Source organism: Oceanobacillus kapialis (genome assembly GCF_044790185.1).
GTDB classification, from domain to species: domain Bacteria; phylum Bacillota; class Bacilli; order Bacillales; family Amphibacillaceae; genus Oceanobacillus_B; species Oceanobacillus_B kapialis.
In genome coordinates this window covers 416,626-431,779 of the sequence record NZ_CP085256.1, presented here as the reverse complement: position 1 = coordinate 431,779, position 15,154 = coordinate 416,626, and the positions used below count along the sequence as shown (strand labels likewise).

Annotated in this window: 17 protein-coding genes and 1 riboswitch; of the genes, 12 read left to right on the top strand and 5 right to left on the bottom strand. The window is 40.7% G+C overall.

Features of this window, described 5'->3' with window-relative positions:
* Window positions 1-258, bottom strand: a complete 258-nt coding sequence (locus LG273_RS02295; RefSeq protein ID WP_379563832.1) for a hypothetical protein — start codon at window positions 256-258, stop codon at window positions 1-3.
* 183 nt (window positions 259-441) lie between these two features.
* Between LG273_RS02295 and LG273_RS02290 the strand changes: the two genes are divergently transcribed.
* The 5 genes from LG273_RS02290 to LG273_RS02270 all read left to right on the top strand — a co-directional run bounded on the left by LG273_RS02290 (window position 442) and on the right by LG273_RS02270 (window position 4,333).
* Window positions 442-1,245, top strand: coding sequence for a TIGR00266 family protein (locus LG273_RS02290; protein WP_379563834.1), 804 nt, complete (start codon window positions 442-444; stop codon window positions 1,243-1,245).
* 97 nt (window positions 1,246-1,342) lie between these two features.
* A complete protein-coding gene (locus LG273_RS02285) occupies window positions 1,343-1,516 on the top strand; it encodes a YfhD family protein (RefSeq protein WP_404457360.1) in 174 nt (57 codons plus the stop codon).
* A gap of 125 nt (window positions 1,517-1,641) precedes the next feature.
* Window positions 1,642-2,088 carry a YueI family protein gene (locus LG273_RS02280; RefSeq protein ID WP_379563838.1) on the top strand — a complete coding sequence of 149 codons (447 nt, stop codon included), beginning with the start codon at window positions 1,642-1,644 and terminating at the stop codon, window positions 2,086-2,088.
* A gap of 374 nt (window positions 2,089-2,462) precedes the next feature.
* Window positions 2,463-2,564, top strand: a riboswitch (purine riboswitch).
* A gap of 82 nt (window positions 2,565-2,646) precedes the next feature.
* Complete coding sequence (locus LG273_RS02275; RefSeq protein ID WP_379563840.1) at window positions 2,647-3,711, top strand: NCS2 family permease; 1,065 nt, start codon at window positions 2,647-2,649, stop codon at window positions 3,709-3,711.
* An 82-nt stretch (window positions 3,712-3,793) separates the two neighbouring features.
* The gene (locus LG273_RS02270; protein ID WP_404457357.1) at window positions 3,794-4,333 is read left to right on the top strand and encodes a phosphoribosyltransferase family protein; all 540 of its coding nucleotides are present in this window, start codon (window positions 3,794-3,796) and stop codon (window positions 4,331-4,333) included.
* Window positions 4,334-4,417: 84 nt separating this feature from the next.
* Here the strand turns inward: LG273_RS02270 and LG273_RS02265 are convergent, their stop codons facing one another.
* Window positions 4,418-5,905 (bottom strand): BCCT family transporter, encoded by a 1,488-nt coding sequence (locus tag LG273_RS02265; RefSeq protein WP_379563843.1) that lies wholly within the window; start codon window positions 5,903-5,905, stop codon window positions 4,418-4,420.
* A gap of 180 nt (window positions 5,906-6,085) precedes the next feature.
* Here LG273_RS02265 and LG273_RS02260 point away from each other — a divergent pair, with 180 nt between their 5' ends.
* The 7 genes from LG273_RS02260 (at window position 6,086) to LG273_RS02230 (ending at window position 11,731) form a co-directional block, all read left to right on the top strand.
* Window positions 6,086-6,334, top strand: coding sequence for a DNA alkylation repair protein (locus LG273_RS02260; protein ID WP_379563845.1), 249 nt, complete (start codon window positions 6,086-6,088; stop codon window positions 6,332-6,334).
* 160 nt (window positions 6,335-6,494) lie between these two features.
* Window positions 6,495-7,388, top strand: a complete 894-nt coding sequence (locus LG273_RS02255) for an ABC transporter ATP-binding protein (protein ID WP_404457354.1) — start codon at window positions 6,495-6,497, stop codon at window positions 7,386-7,388.
* A 27-nt stretch (window positions 7,389-7,415) separates the two neighbouring features.
* Complete coding sequence (locus tag LG273_RS02250; RefSeq protein ID WP_404457353.1) at window positions 7,416-8,162, top strand: ABC transporter permease; 747 nt, start codon at window positions 7,416-7,418, stop codon at window positions 8,160-8,162.
* Between the two features lie 18 nt (window positions 8,163-8,180).
* The gene (locus LG273_RS02245) at window positions 8,181-8,630 is read left to right on the top strand and encodes a LytTR family DNA-binding domain-containing protein (protein WP_379563851.1); all 450 of its coding nucleotides are present in this window, start codon (window positions 8,181-8,183) and stop codon (window positions 8,628-8,630) included.
* A gap of 2 nt (window positions 8,631-8,632) precedes the next feature.
* Window positions 8,633-9,049: a DUF3021 domain-containing protein gene (locus tag LG273_RS02240; RefSeq protein ID WP_404457351.1), complete on the top strand. Its 417-nt coding sequence runs from the start codon at window positions 8,633-8,635 to the stop codon at window positions 9,047-9,049.
* Between the two features lie 59 nt (window positions 9,050-9,108).
* A complete protein-coding gene (locus LG273_RS02235) occupies window positions 9,109-9,630 on the top strand; it encodes a type 1 glutamine amidotransferase domain-containing protein (RefSeq protein ID WP_404457349.1) in 522 nt (173 codons plus the stop codon).
* Window positions 9,631-9,742: 112 nt separating this feature from the next.
* Window positions 9,743-11,731, top strand: coding sequence for an acetoacetate--CoA ligase (locus LG273_RS02230; RefSeq protein ID WP_404457347.1), 1,989 nt, complete (start codon window positions 9,743-9,745; stop codon window positions 11,729-11,731).
* Between the two features lie 420 nt (window positions 11,732-12,151).
* Here LG273_RS02230 and LG273_RS02225 read toward each other — a convergent pair whose 3' ends face one another.
* The 3 genes from LG273_RS02225 to LG273_RS02215 all read right to left on the bottom strand — a co-directional run bounded on the left by LG273_RS02225 (window position 12,152) and on the right by LG273_RS02215 (window position 15,011).
* Window positions 12,152-13,213, bottom strand: coding sequence for a M42 family metallopeptidase (locus LG273_RS02225; protein ID WP_404459456.1), 1,062 nt, complete (start codon window positions 13,211-13,213; stop codon window positions 12,152-12,154).
* Between the two features lie 107 nt (window positions 13,214-13,320).
* Window positions 13,321-14,751, bottom strand: a complete 1,431-nt coding sequence (gene panF, locus LG273_RS02220) for a sodium/pantothenate symporter (RefSeq protein WP_379563859.1) — start codon at window positions 14,749-14,751, stop codon at window positions 13,321-13,323.
* Entirely contained in the window at window positions 14,748-15,011 is a 264-nt protein-coding gene (locus LG273_RS02215; protein ID WP_379563861.1) for a YhdT family protein, read from the bottom strand. The genes panF and LG273_RS02215 overlap by 4 nt, the downstream gene beginning before the upstream one ends.
* Between the last annotated feature and the right edge of the window lie 143 nt (window positions 15,012-15,154).

The window sequence follows — 15,154 nt, the reverse complement described above, 5'->3', positions numbered from 1 at the left end:
CTACTCCTCCCTTTCCTCTGCAAAACGCAATGTGCGCTTTGGCTTAATCACAATGCTGCTAATAACAAACCCTACTACAGCACCAATTAGTCCATAAATTAATGGTTGAGGAGCCTCATTAGGTGCGATGAGATAAGCACCGAGTGTTATGACCGTACATATAACGATACTTAGTACCAGGTCCTTAATATTAACAAGGTCTTCCCATACTTCAATATTATTTTCCCCATTTTGAGGACGGCCCTGCTCTTTATTCATTTCATATTACTCCTTTTAAAGACATGTATGCTCCTCATTATACATGGTCACTTGCTTTAAATGAAGTACAAGGGTAATTTGAAGGAAAAGATGTAATTTTCCTTTTTGGTTGCAATTAATTTGAATCTAATGAGGATGGCAAAGCGTACATATAATAATCTAATGAGAGGGAGTGAAGTGCATATGAATAACCATGAAATTGACTACAAGCTTTATGGTGATGACATGCAATTTGTTGAGGTAGAGCTTGACCCACAAGAGACGGTGATTGCAGAAGCGGGAAGCCTTATGATGATGGATGAACCGATTAAGATGGAAACCATTTTTGGTGATGGTTCTTCAAGCAATCAAAGTAGTGGCTTAATGGGAAAGCTGTTAGGAGCTGGAAAGCGGGTCATTACGGGCGAAAGCTTATTTATGACCACCTTTACAAATGAAGGCACAGGAAAAAGTCATGTATCATTCGCTTCTCCTTACCCCGGAAAAATTATCCCCATGGACTTGAGTGAATTAGACGGAAAGCTTATTTGCCAAAAAGACGCATTCCTCGCTGCAGCAAAGGGGGTAGCGGTAGGAATTGAATTTCAGAAAAAGATCGGTGCTGGTTTCTTTGGGGGCGAAGGCTTTATCATGCAAAAACTAGAAGGCGACGGAATGGCATTCGTCCATGCTGGTGGCACTATTCATAAAAGAGAGCTCTCAGCCGGTGAATCCATCCGCGTCGATACTGGTTGCCTTGTGGCAATGACCGGAAATATTGATTATAACATCGAGTATGTTGGCGGGATAAAAACAGCGTTATTTGGCGGTGAAGGGCTTTTCTTCGCTACGTTAAGAGGGCCAGGCACGGTTTGGGTGCAATCTCTACCATTTAGCAGGCTTGCTAGCAGAATCTTCGCCGCAGCACCTGAAAGAGGCGGATCAAAAGGGGAAGGGAGCGTTGCAGGAGGACTATTCGATATTCTCGGTGGTGACCGTAACAGATAACATTGAGCATATAAGATGTGATAAAAATTGCCATGCGGAACTTTTACATCCTTGCACATACTAACCGTGTAACTCCCTTCAAAGCGAGGTGACGATCATGGGTAGAGATGAACATCGACATTCAAAGAATAGCTTCATGGCACAGACACCCAAAAACCTAAAGGATTCAGACGGAGTAGATATCGAATTCTCAAGAGAGCTTGCTGATGAAGATGACTTGGAGGCACAAGCGAGAAGCAATGCTGCGGACCGCAGAGCAAAAAAGAAATAGCAAGTGGGATGCAGGGACATTATCCTGCATCCTTTCTTTCGTTTACAAACACAACAAGCCAATTGCAATTCTTTACCGGTCTTTTTTTGAGGTGTAAAATAAAATTTAGAAAGCGGGGTATCGTAATGGCAAATAGAAATGTTGACGATTATTTAACAGAAGGAATCCATGGTACACGCCTACCAAAGGATGCTGAACGAAAACAATTCCTTGGTACTCTAAGAGAACGGATTGTGCTTGCGTTAACAATTGGTCAAGTTATGACAGACAAAGGAATCGAAAAGCTAGAGGAAGCCATGAAGGAAAATCCAAATACCACATTGCTCATTAATGGACATGTGGCCTATCGTTTTTTAAAAGAAGAAAAGGATTTGGCAAAAAAATATCATATTACCTATACAACGATTACCAACGAGGAAAGCGACACAGAAATTGGCGCTGTTTTAACCTATGATTATGCTATCGATAAAGAACATATTTTTCTTGAAGAAGAAAAAGAAGAAGCTGCACAAGAAGAAGGGGAAGAAAAAACAGGTTTCCTTTCAAAAATTAAAAATATCTTTTCAAACTAGAAGGCTTTCATATCGAAAGCCTTTTCATTATTAGACTTTTACTTAAGTTAATTAAATAAAATTGTAATAATATGTCGAAAACTGTTCCAAAACAGAATCATTTGTACTATAATCATCATAATGTTCGTATATAAACCAAAAGCGGAAGAGCCCGTTTAGAGACGCGTACGGACTGGGACTGCGGTAAATCCTCGCCCCACCGAAGACCTTTTGGACTGAGCCGCAGGAGATAAAGGAAACACGGCGACCGCAGGGAGCAGATGTTGACTTATCGTACGGAGGTGAGGGAAGTCGCGCTAGTCTCTGGGCGCTGGAGCTGGACGTGGCAATTTCTGCCATCGAACATTATGTAGCCAAGATTTTATTTATTATTTACTCAAAATAAAAACAAACCCCATATATTCCCGATAATATGGTTCGGGAGTCTCTACGAAGTGACCGTAAACCACTTCTCTATGGACGGTGTAGCTTTCGTGTGGGAAAAAACCGTTCATTTATGACCGGCTTTTTCCCTTTTTTGCTTTCACCATTCTTCTTGGGGGAAAAGGAGAAATTAAAATGGAAATATTGAAGGATCTATTGGCAGCGATTAGCGGAGTATTAAATGGACTGCCACAGGGATTGCTAGCACTAACATTTGGATTTGCTTCTGTACCAACCGCAATAGCTTTTGTTATAGGAGCATTCGGTAATGCTGTAACAAGTAATGTAGCGGTTATCTCCTATCAGGCAGAAACCATTACACTTGCAGGAACCATGGGGAAAAATTTGAGAGAACGTCTCTCCATGATATTCTTTGGCGCACTCATTATGCTTTTTATTGGATTATTTGGTTTGCTTGAAAGAATCATTGATTGGATTGGCCCTGTAATTACAAATGGCATGATGGCAGGAGTTGGTATTATGCTAGCAAAGGTTGCCTGGGACATGGCCAAAAATGACCGAATTGTCGGTATTTCCTCCTTTGCTAGTGCCTTAATTGTTTATGTAGCTACAAGCGACTTAGTTTATACCATTACAATTTCTGTCATTCTCTCCAGTATCATCTATTACTTCATACGTAAAGGAGAGCAGGAAGTAAAAGATAATGCTCCGAAAGAAAAGCTTGCATTACAAAAGCTAATCCTTAATCCCATGGTAATTCGTGGTGCGTTAGCAATGGTATGTCTCAACATTGGAGCAAACATTGCCTTCGGGAAAATTAACGGTGATATTGCTGGAACGGAAGTAAATGTGGATACGATTACCATTATTAGCAGCCTGGCAGATATGGGATCTTCTCTGTTTGGCGGTGGTCCCGTAGAGGTTGTTATTTCAGCTACAGCAAGTGCTCCACATGCAGTATGGGCTGGTGTCATTATGATGTTACTTATGGCTATCATTTTATTCGCAAAACTTCTTCCTAAAATAGGGAAGTATGTGCCAAGCGCTTCTATCGTTGGTTTCTTATTTGTACTTGGAGCAATTGTTACGCTTCCAGATAACGCAGCAGCAGCGCTTACCGCAGAAAGCGGAGGAGCTACTTGGATTGCAGGCGTTACCATGGTTGTTACGGCTATAACGGATCCATTCCTAGGATTGCTCGCAGGGGTCATTATGCAATTTTTATTAGGAATTTTTTAGCATAACAGCGCCTTTTCCAGTGCACAACAATGAATTTAGCTATATGAATTTTACATTCTTAACTAAAAAAGGGTGGTACATTATGAAAACCTATAACCTGCATGTAGCAGGGTTAACAAGGACTCTTCCTATTATCCGCATCACTGACAATTTGAGCATAGCTAGCTTTGTCGTGCTGGGCGATACAGCATTAATTACTGCTGCTTCGCCTTTACTAGCTAAAAAGCTTCCTGAGGTGGATGTCCTTATTACTGCGGAAGCAAAGGGAATCCCCTTTGTTCATGAATTATCTAAGGAGTTAGGCATGGACAGTTATATTGTTGCGAGAAAGAGTGTTAAGCCTTATATGCAGGATCCCTTCGTACATAAGGTTGTTTCCATTACGACACAGAAAGAACAGACCCTCTGTCTAGATCGTAAAGATGCGGAGAAACTTCAAGGTAAACGCGTAGCCTTAATTGATGATGTAATCAGTACAGGCGAATCCATGAGAGCTTTAGAAGAGCTGGTTATTCAGGCTGGTGCTGACGTAAAAGCTCGTGCGGCTATTCTCGCTGAAGGAGAAGCAGCAGATCGTGAGGACATCATTTATCTAGAAAAATTACCTGTTTTTATTGATTAATTGAACTTACTAAAACCCCTTATGCCAAATAAGTTTTTACTCCGTTTGGCATAAGGGGTTTTTCTTTATGTTATAATCACAAGCTTATTTCCTGTGCCTGTGTTCAGCATATGCTATTTTGAAAAAGGACGCCCCCATTAGTAATATAACGATGGAAAACGGCAGGGCTGCAATGATAAGCATATTTTGTAATCCTTGTGTCCCACCAAAATATACGATAATGGCAGCGACTGCTGATTGTGCCAACCCCCACATGATTTTTACCGAATTAGCTGGGTTCAGCAGTCCGTTTGTACTCAACATCCCAAGAACGAATGTTGCAGAGTCTGCTGAGGTGATAAAAAAGATCGCAACAACAAACAGCGTAATAATCGACATGATGAAGCCAAGTGGATATTCTGCCAACACACCAAAGGTAGAAGTCTCAAGTGAGAAAGCAGAAATCTCTGCAATGCCATTTTGTTCGAGGTTTAATGCGGATACACCAAACACGGCAAAGAATATAAAGCAAACGATTGGTGGTACAACTAAGACACCGAGCATAAACTCTTTAACTGTTCTACCTTTTGAAATCCTAGCAATAAATATACCAACAAACGGTGCCCAAGAAATCCACCATGCCCAATAAAAAATAGTCCAGGAATTTATCCAGCCCCTGTTGTCATTATCCAGCGGAGCAAGACGCAAGCTCATATCAAAGAAATCAGATATGTAGTTCCCCAAAGTATTTGTAAACATGTTCAAAATATATAGCGTTGGGCCCACAATAAATAACATAAGCAATAATACAAAGGCAAGACCCATGTTTACGTTACTTAAGTATTTAATCCCTCTGCCGATGCCCGACCAGGCAGAAAAGATAAAGAGCAGTGTCGCAACAACGAGCACAATAAGTTGGACAGTAAATGTGTCCGGTATGTCGAACAAGAAGGATAAACCCCCAGTAATTTGACCAGAGCCAAATCCAAGTGTTGCAGCAACACCGAAAACAGTTGCTACAATTGCTAGTACATCAATAAGCTTTCCGGCAATTCCTTCCATCGCATCTTTCCCAAATATCGGAACAAGTGTCGCACTTATCAGTCCTGGTGTATCACGGTAAAATTTAAAGTAGGCCAGAACTAGTGCCACGATACCGTATACAGCCCAGGCATGCACACCCCAATGAAAAAATGAAAATTTTAAACCATCCTTGATTGCTTGTTCTGATCCAGGCTCTGCTCCCGGAGTCTGTAAAAAGGCATGTGAAACCGGTTCAGCTGTAGTCCAAAAAACCAACCCCATCCCCATTCCTGCACTAAATAGCATAGCAAACCATGAAGGAAGGCTAAATTCCGGTTTGTCATTCTCTTTCCCAAGCTTTATCTTGCCAAATCTTGAGAAAATTAAATACACACAGAAAACCAGCATTAACATCACAATTAATAAATAATACCACCCGAAGTTAACGGAGATAAATGTCGTAATCGTATTTGTTAGAGACTCTAAAGATCCTGGTGAGATACCTCCCCAAATTACAACTGCAATACAAACTGCTAGTGAATACCAAAATACTCTCGTAACACTTTTCATCCTTTCACCTCATCTATGTATTTTTCTAAAAGATTTGACGCATTATGTACTAGCCACTTTATTTCCCTTTTTTCTCTTGTTTTAAACATGCAATCCCTATCAAGGGCTAATTTGTTAAGCAAGTCGAATAATTTTTGCCTAACAAATACATGTTAAAAGCAAGAACGGAGGTGGATAAAAGTGAGCCAGCCTTATCAATGTCCTAATTGTAAAACAAACCGAACACGATTTAATATTATTGAACAGCTTGCAAAGCCGGTAAAGCTTGATCCCTCAACAGGAGATGTAGTAAAAGATTATACGAATGAACAAACAGAAATTTTTCACATGAACTATACAGGCCCCCAGTTTAAGATCCAATGTGGTGCATGTGGATTAATTGAGGATGAAATGAATTACGTGAAGTACGCGGAATACAATAAAAAATAACCACCTAATGCCCAACCATACTTGTCATTTAACAGGTATGGTTTTTTGCATGATATACATGTAGATCCCCCTCTTAAACATCATTTCCTTTACGTTATCCCCATAAGCATCCACCCCTTTCAATTCTTTGCCATACTGTTCTTGAAGGAAGGTGAGAAGTATGCTTAAACTCAATCAGCTTAAAAAGCAGTATGGAAAAAACGTGGCATTAAAAAATGTTTCCCTAAACCTTGTTAGAGGGAGATGCTACGGGTTGGTTGGTCCCAATGGGGCAGGTAAAACGACTTTATTAAAAATTATTGCTTCTATTATTCAGGATTATCAAGGAAGTATAGAATTCAATAATTCTATCAGGACCAACCCGAAAGAATTAATTGGCTATATACCACAGGAGATTTGTCTTGAAGAATCCGTTACAGGAAGGGACAATTTATCCTTCTTTGGTAAGATCTACGGCTTAAAAGGGCAAATGCTGAGAAGACGGATAGATGTGGTTTTAAAGGAAATTGGTCTAACAGACAAAGCAAAGCAAAAAGTAACCACATATTCAGGTGGCATGAAGCGACGTTTAAACATTGGCTGTGCCTTATTGCACCAGCCAGAGCTTATTATTATGGATGAACCTACTGTCGGAATTGATCCACAATCAAGACGCTATATTTTTAACATGATTGAAACGTTAAAAGAGAATGGTTGCACCATCATCTATGCCAGCCACTATATGGAAGAGATAGAGCAAATTTGTGACGAAGCCATTTTTATCGATAAAGGAGCCATCGCAGAAAACGACCGTGTGGATGTGCTGCTTCAAAAGTATGCAGTCCCCTCCATTTACCTTAAAGGAGAGCATTGCCTACCTGAGGCGAAAGGCGATTTCACCCTCTCACAACAAAAGGAAGGACATCTGCTACTGACAGACAATCCTTTACAGGTAATGGAGCGTGTTATCACGCATTGTAAAGAACACGCCGTACAACCCGAGCAGCTGGAACTAAGCAAAGCTAGGCTGGAGGATGTCTTCTTTTCCTTAACAGGAAGTCAATTGCGTGATTAATTATGATAAAATGATAGGAGGATTTATATGCGTTCGATTATTTCACTGGAACTGTTAAAGAACCTTCAAGATCGCGGTCTTATATTCTGGATGTTAATCTTACCAATTCTGTTTACTGTTTTATTTATTTCTGTTTTTACTACTGGCACAGAGGGTGTTGCGAGAGAACAGGTTATCCTCTCCATTGTTCCAGGCTATACGGTCATGTTTGTGTTTTTTATTACGATAACGATGATTGCGAACTTTATTAAGGACAGGGAACTGGGAATGACTGCCCGTCTTGCAAGCACCCCTTTGCCACCTTACAAATATTTACTCGGAAAATGGATTCCATATATGTATATCGTGTTTATCCAAATTGTTGTGCTTTTCCTATTTGGAAAGATCGTGTACGACGTACCATTAGAACAACCATTTTTCCTGTTGATCACCTCGCTTTTATTAACTTTCACCGTTACAGGAATCGGGTTAGCGCTATCTTTACTCGTAAAAACAAATAATATGGGAATTGCAATCACTCAGGTTATAGCACTTGGGGGTGCAGTCCTCAGCGGGCTATGGATGCCAATAGACATGATGCCATCCTTCATCCAGACATTCAGCAAATTTCTGCCACAATATTGGACACATCAAGCTTTTCAACAAGGCATGGAAGGATCCATGGAGCTAAGCGAACTTTTACTACCTAATACTGTGCTCCTTGTTTATGGGATTCTTGCTTTTACAATCGCCATTTTACGCTACCCAACTTTCCTCAAGATGGCTAGGGGGTAGAGAAAACGGGGGATCTAGATGAAATTGAACATAGAGATAGATGATAAATATGAAGAAACCTCTGTCACCATTCAGGCAAAGGAATGGACGGAAGAGCTTGAGGAAATAGCTGCCATTATTAAAAAGCGAAAACAGCGCAGGTTATTTGGTGTGGATGAGGAGCAAACAATTTTGCTTAATCCCCGGGACATTGATTATATCTATGCTCAAAAGAGGAAGGTATTTGCAGTGACGAAAGATCGAGAATTAGAGGTTCGTATGAAGCTTTATGAGATGGAGAAAATGCTTGTTCCTCATGAGTTCATGCGTTTTTCCAAGTCTGTTATTGGCAACCTCGGGAGAATAGAACGATTTGAATTGTCGTTTAGCGGAAATCTCTGTGTCTATTTTCAATCAGGCAATAAAGAATATATTACAAGAAAATATGTAAAACCAATAAAAGACCAGTTAATGAAGGGAGGGCATTAGAGATGATCTTAGAAATCGCAAAACGTTGCATGTTCGGTATATCATTCAGCGGGATTTTTACCTTTATTGCCCTAACGATTATGAAATTTAACGAAATAGACTCCTCAGTATCAGAGATCTGGATGCATATGGGTGCGAGTATGTTACTTGGAATCTATTACGGTCTTTCCTCGTATATTTATGGTGATGGTGAAGGCAGTTATCTAAAAAAAACAATCTTTCATTTTTGTTTATCCCTTACCATCTATTACATCATTGCCTTTACGGTAGGCTGGGTGCCATTTAGTTGGTTGGCAGCATCACTAAGCTTTATAGTGTTTGTAATAGTGTATGCCATATTTTGGTTTGGCTACTATTCCTACTACAAGAAGGTAGAGAGCACTATGAATGAACAGCTAAACAAAAAGCAAGGAGTATAGGTTAAAAATCGAAAAGCAGGCTTGTCTTTGTTACACTAAAGAGGAATGGAGGGAAGAAAATGCGACTACAAAATAAAAAAGTAATTGCCTTAGTCGACCAGGAATTTGAAGACTTAGAACTTTGGTATCCTATTCTTCGCCTACAGGAAGAAGGAGCACACGTCGATTTAGTCGGGAAAGAAGCTGGCAAAACCTATATAGGGAAATATGGCGTTCCTGCAGAATCTGCTTATGCTTTTGAAGATGTAAAAGCAGCAGATTACGATGCGATTCTTGTCCCTGGAGGCTGGGCACCTGATAAACTACGCCGCTATCCTGAGGTTCTGGAATTAGTGACGGAAATGGATAAAACCGAAAAGCCAATCGGGCAAATCTGCCACGCAGGCTGGGTGCTTATTTCCGCTAACATTCTTTCCGGCAAAAACGTAACAAGTACACCTGGTATTAAAGATGATATGACAAATGCCGGTGCTACGTGGAGTGATGAAGCAGTCGTAACAGATGGCCATATTATTTCCAGCCGTCGCCCACCGGATTTACCCCCATATGTTAAAGCTTTTGCAGATAAATTAGCGGACTAGCTAAGTAGTATTTAGAAAAGCTCACGAGAATACCGTGAGCTTTTGTTTCTTTACACAAAGAAAACGTTTCCATATAATAAAGGCAGTGATGCACAATTATGGGAGGGGTATAATGAGCACAATTGAGGAAGGAACGCTTTTATGGGAACCACGTGAGGAATTAAAACAAAAAGCTGCCGTCACAGCTTATATGAACTGGCTACGGACAGAAAAAAAGCTGAATTTCCAGGATTATCATTCTCTATGGAAATGGTCGACAGATGAAATAGAGAGCTTTTGGGAAAGTCTTTGGGATTACTTTCAAATAAAGTCCTCTATACCATATAAATCTATTTTAAGCTCACGTAATATGCCTGGTGCAAAGTGGTTTACTGGGGCAGCAATTAACTACACAGAACATATTTTCAATCAACGTGACAAAGAAGCAATTGCCATTATACATGCCTCTGAAACACGCCCCACTTCGTCTATTACCTGGGGAGAGCTTGAACAGGACACAAGAGCATTTCAGCAAACACTAAAAAAATCCGGAGTTAAAAAAGGCGACCGCATCGTCGCATATGTCCCCAACATCTATGAAGCTGTCGTAGCCTTCCTTGCCACAGCAAGCCTTGGTGCCATTTGGTCAAGCGCCTCGCCTGATTTTGGCACGGAAAGTGTTATGGATCGCTTCCAGCAAATTGAACCTAAAGTGATGATTACAGTGGATGGGTATAACTATAATGGTAAAGAATTTAGTCGGTTAGATGTTGTAAAAGGGATACAGGAAGCACTCCCAACCCTCGAAACAACCATTGCAATTCCCTATCTCTCTAAGACAAATGACATATCGACACTAAAAAATTGTATTACCTGGGCTGAAGCGACTACTTTAGACGAAGATACCCCGTTTACTTTTGAGCAAGTAGAATTTAATGATCCTTTATGGATTTTATTTTCCTCTGGAACCACTGGAAAACCGAAGCCTATCGTCCAAAGCCAAGGAGGCATTCTACTGGAGCACTTAAAAGCAATGACCTTTCATATGGATGTTTCAGAAGAAGATCGCTTCTTTTGGTACACCACCACAGGCTGGATGATGTGGAACTTCCTTGTTGGTGGTCTACTAGTCGGATCGACCATTGTGCTGTATGACGGAAGCCCTGCTTATCCGGACAAAAGGCAATTATGGAAATTTGCTGAGGAAACGAAACTTACCGTGTTTGGAACAAGCGCATCCTTTCTAACCTCATGTATGAAGGATAACATGCAGCCTGGCACAGAATTTGACCTCAAGCATATAAAGAATATTAGCTCGACAGGATCCCCCTTGCCACCAGAAGGCTTTTTATGGTGCTATGAAAATGTGAAGAAGGATTTGTGGATTTCTTCGGTAAGTGGCGGAACTGACGTGTGTACTGCCTTTATTTTAGGTACACCTATTCTCCCAGTCTATGCGGGAGAACTCCAATGCCGAGGCCTTGGTGCGCGTATTGATTGCTTTAACGAACAGGAAGAACCTCTCATAGAGGAGGTGGGCGAATTGGTTCTAACAGCGCCTTTTCCATCGATGCCCGTATTTTTCTGGAACGATGTAAATAATAGCAGACTTATAGATAGTTATTTTGATGTCTTTCCTGGCATTTGGTGCCATGGAGATTATTTAAAGATAACCAATCGACATACTTGCGTTATTTATGGTAGATCAGATGCCACGATAAACCGAGGCGGTATACGTATTGGTACTAGTGAAATCTATCGTGCCGTTGATCACATTGAAGAAGTCACTGATAGCTTAATCGTAGATATCCCCTTAGATAACGGGGAATCGTCCACCCCGTTGTTTGTAGTGATGCGGGATGGGGTGGAGCTAACAGAAGAGATTCAACAAAAAATTAAAAAGCAAATTCGTTCACACTGCTCACCGAGACATACACCAACAGCCATCTACCAAGTACCAGACTTACCAAAGACATTAAATGGGAAAAAGCTCGAGATACCTGTAAAGAAAATACTAATGGGCAAACCTGTTGACCAAGTAGTAAACAAAGGGTCCTTAAGTAATAAAGCTTCCTTAGATTACTTTATTCGCTTTTCCAAAGAACAAGCCCAAATACCATAGAATAGAGGTTAACAAAGCACTTATACAATTCAAATAGGGGCGGAGAAATCCGCTCTTTTATTTAGTAGAACAAAAGCGCAAGCACCCGTTTAGAGACGTACGGACTGGACTGAGCCGCAGGAGATAAAGGAAACACGGCGACCGTAGGGAGCTGATGTTGACTTTCACCTCAAGGGTATAAGTGCGACTAGGCCTCTGGTTTCACCAATCGGCAAGTCTTCTTTATCGTACGGAGGTGAGGGAAGTCTCGCTAGTCTCTGGGCGCTGGAGCTGGACGTGGCTGTTCCTGTCTAAGAACAACATACCGCCAATTTTTTATACTTCCTTATCTCTTAAAAAAATACAAACTACCTTGTGTTGAAGAAATCACACAAAATAGTTTGTACTCTTAAATTCTAATATGCTGTGAAGAGGCAGTTCTTAAAACTCAAAGGTTGATGTTTCATCTAACTGCAATAGAAACGCCTTTGCTAATTCTTTAGTAGCTTCAAGGTCCTGGAGACTAACAAGTTCCACAGGTGAATGCGTATAGCGAGAAGGAATGGATAGCACCCCAGTTGGCACTCCTTTATCCGCTAAAGCGATAGCACCACCATCTGTCCCAATTCCAGGGAAAACCTCTAATTGATAAGGTATTGCGTTCGCTTTGGCGATATTCAGCAATTTTTCCTTCATGGTTCGTTGTACAATTAGACTAAAGTCCATTACTTTAATTCCGGTACCTCCGCCTAATTTCAAACTTTGATCCATGATATCCTCTGGAGTATCGCTAACCGCTGTCGTATCTACTGCAATAGCTGCATCCACTTCAAGTTTGTTAATTGCCGCCTGGGCACCTCGAAGGCCAACCTCTTCCTGTACCGTAAACAGAAAAACAGTCTCTCCTGCAAACTCCTTCTCGTCTAAATCCTCCAAGATTGACAAAAGAACAGCGCAACCTGACCGATCATCTAACGATTTACCACGAGCTAGTTTATTCTCTTCTGGTCCTACCCATTTTAAATTGGGTGCGTATGTAATAGGTGTACCGACTTCCACTCCCATTTCAAGTGCTTCTTGCTTGGAACGCGCTCCAATATCGATATAAAGTTGTGGATGACGTCTTACCTTTGTAGGGTCTTCAAATTTCACAAAATGAGCAGAAATTGTTCCAATTACTCCATCTAGTTCTGCATCTCTACCTAATACTTTTACCTCTTGGGTAAGTAAAATGCGATCATCATGTCCACCGAGCTTTTCAAAGCGAAGGAAGCCGTTATCTTCTATCTTTTTAACGATAAATCCAACTTCATCCATGTGGGCAGTAAGCAATACTTTAGATCCTGGCTTGGTTCCTGTTTTTCGAGCAATAACATTGCCTACTCTATCTATTTCTACATGATCAACCTTGTCTTTTACATAATCTTTAATAAAGTAAGCTACATGTTGTTCGTGCCCACACGGGCCGTTTAAGTCCGTCAATTTCTTCAGTAGTTCTTTCACTTTGTATACACCCCTTATTTTCCAAACAATCGAATTATTTCTATTATAGCGATCAATTAAATGTTTTAGAAACAAAAAGGCCTGCCACCTTAAGTGACAGACCTCGCTCAAGCAACTGTTTTCTTTTGTGTTGCTAAACTTGCAGCTATATAAACAAAGAAAGATACAACAATTGGTAAGACAACGGAGTGTAACCCAAACGGCTGTGGGAAGAAGGAATCTGATAAAATGTATAATCCAACACCTGTCACCATGGAGCCTAATGCCCCGTATTTGTTTCCTTTTTCCCAGTATAATCCCATTACAATAGGCCATATAAACGCCGCTTCTAATCCACCAAAGGCGAATAAATTTAGCCAAATAATTAAATCAGGTGGATTTAATGCCATGATAAATACAATAATACCAAGAATAGCCGTAATTCCGATGCTTAGCCGCTTAACACGCGTGTCGGATGCTTTAGGTTCCACATAATTCAAATAAACGTCTTTCACAATTGTAGAACTTACTAGTAACAACAAGGAATCAACTGTCGACATAATAGCCGCCATTGGCGCAGCTAGCACAATACCGGCAAGCCAATTTGGCATAACCTCTAATGCTATAAGTGGCATAACACGGTCTCCAACCTCAATTCCTGGTAGGATAGGCCGGGCAAATACACCAATTAAATGCATGTTCAACATAATGACACCAACCACAATTGTTCCGATAATAATTGCTCTGTGCATAGATTGCGAGCTTTTATAGGACATTGCTCTAATAGCAATTTGCGGCAACGCGACTACCCCCACCCCTACAAGGATCCAAAACGAGGACACATACCTCGGTGTAAGAGACCCATCTGACCCGAAAGGTGTAATGAGGTTAGGGTTTTCGGCAGTTAAATCAGCAATAATTGCTGGAACTCCCCCACCCGCAATGATCACGGCAACAAGTAAAATTAATGTCCCAACAAACATGACACTTCCTTGAATAGCATCTGTTAAGGCAACAGCACGAAAGCCTCCTACCGTTACATAGATTAAAACAGAGACGGCGAATATAAACAAAGCCGTTGTATATTCTATTCCAATCAAGGATTCTATTAGTCTAGCGCCACCAATCCATTGTGCTGCCATAGCAGAAAAGAGAAATACAATGATACTAATTGCAGCTAAGATAACAACCCATTTTGATTTGTACCTTTCCTTTAGGAAATCTACCATTGTCAAAGCCTGATAGCGTCTTGTCACAACAGCAAACTTTTTCCCAAGTACCATAAGTACAAAATAACCTGTAGCCACTTGCGACATGGCTAACAAAACCCATCCTAGTCCTTCATTATAAGCCGTCCCCGGCCCACCGATAAAGCTACTAGCACTTCCATAGGTTGCCGTCATGGTCATAGCAAGTACAAAGCCCCCGAGACTTCTTCCTCCGAGGAAATAATCCTGTGCAAAGCTAGTTGATTTTTTCAGGTAGCCGCCAGACCATATACCAACAACAAAAATGATGACTAAAAAGAGGATTAAGGGTATTAACGATTCCCAGTTCATTTATCTTCCATCTCCTCTTCAAAAGGAATAGCAACAAAAAACTTCTTCACCACAATTGTCACCAACAATGCCATAACAATAAAACCGACTACACAGCTATAAAAAAACCATGCAGGAAAACCTAGCACATATGTATAATCTTGTGGGTCTTTACTTCCAAATCCATAAGCAAATGCAAACCACCAGACAAAATTAAAAACAACTAACCCTACCCCAATCCATGCTTCGCGATTCGCGATCTTTACATGTTCTTTTTTCATCGTAAGGCTCACTCCTTTTTTAATATAAGGACGGTGAGACGACCTCCCTTTATTTATTTCTTTCTATAGTCTAACAAAACTATATCGTTTCCCTTCTCTATTGTAAACAAGAAAAGTTGAAAGCGTTTCACATCAAGGTGCAC

Excerpts from the sequence above, each read along its gene's own strand:
- panF (WP_379563859.1), bottom strand. The coding sequence starts at position 14,751 with ATGAACTGGGAATCGTTAATACCCTTAATCCTCTTTTTAGTCATCATT.
- LG273_RS02240 (WP_404457351.1), top strand. The coding sequence starts at position 8,633 with ATGATCTTAGAAATCGCAAAACGTTGCATGTTCGGTATATCATTCAGC.
- LG273_RS02250 (WP_404457353.1), top strand. The coding sequence starts at position 7,416 with ATGCGTTCGATTATTTCACTGGAACTGTTAAAGAACCTTCAAGATCGC.
- LG273_RS02245 (WP_379563851.1), top strand. The coding sequence starts at position 8,181 with ATGAAATTGAACATAGAGATAGATGATAAATATGAAGAAACCTCTGTC.
- LG273_RS02295 (WP_379563832.1), bottom strand. The coding sequence starts at position 258 with ATGAATAAAGAGCAGGGCCGTCCTCAAAATGGGGAAAATAATATTGAA.
- LG273_RS02230 (WP_404457347.1), top strand. The coding sequence starts at position 9,743 with ATGAGCACAATTGAGGAAGGAACGCTTTTATGGGAACCACGTGAGGAA.
- LG273_RS02270 (WP_404457357.1), top strand. The coding sequence starts at position 3,794 with ATGAAAACCTATAACCTGCATGTAGCAGGGTTAACAAGGACTCTTCCT.
- LG273_RS02255 (WP_404457354.1), top strand. The coding sequence starts at position 6,495 with ATGCTTAAACTCAATCAGCTTAAAAAGCAGTATGGAAAAAACGTGGCA.
- LG273_RS02265 (WP_379563843.1), bottom strand. The coding sequence starts at position 5,905 with ATGAAAAGTGTTACGAGAGTATTTTGGTATTCACTAGCAGTTTGTATT.
- LG273_RS02275 (WP_379563840.1), top strand. The coding sequence starts at position 2,647 with ATGGAAATATTGAAGGATCTATTGGCAGCGATTAGCGGAGTATTAAAT.
- LG273_RS02290 (WP_379563834.1), top strand. The coding sequence starts at position 442 with ATGAATAACCATGAAATTGACTACAAGCTTTATGGTGATGACATGCAA.
- LG273_RS02280 (WP_379563838.1), top strand. The coding sequence starts at position 1,642 with ATGGCAAATAGAAATGTTGACGATTATTTAACAGAAGGAATCCATGGT.
- LG273_RS02285 (WP_404457360.1), top strand. The coding sequence starts at position 1,343 with ATGGGTAGAGATGAACATCGACATTCAAAGAATAGCTTCATGGCACAG.
- LG273_RS02235 (WP_404457349.1), top strand. The coding sequence starts at position 9,109 with ATGCGACTACAAAATAAAAAAGTAATTGCCTTAGTCGACCAGGAATTT.
- LG273_RS02215 (WP_379563861.1), bottom strand. The coding sequence starts at position 15,011 with ATGAAAAAAGAACATGTAAAGATCGCGAATCGCGAAGCATGGATTGGG.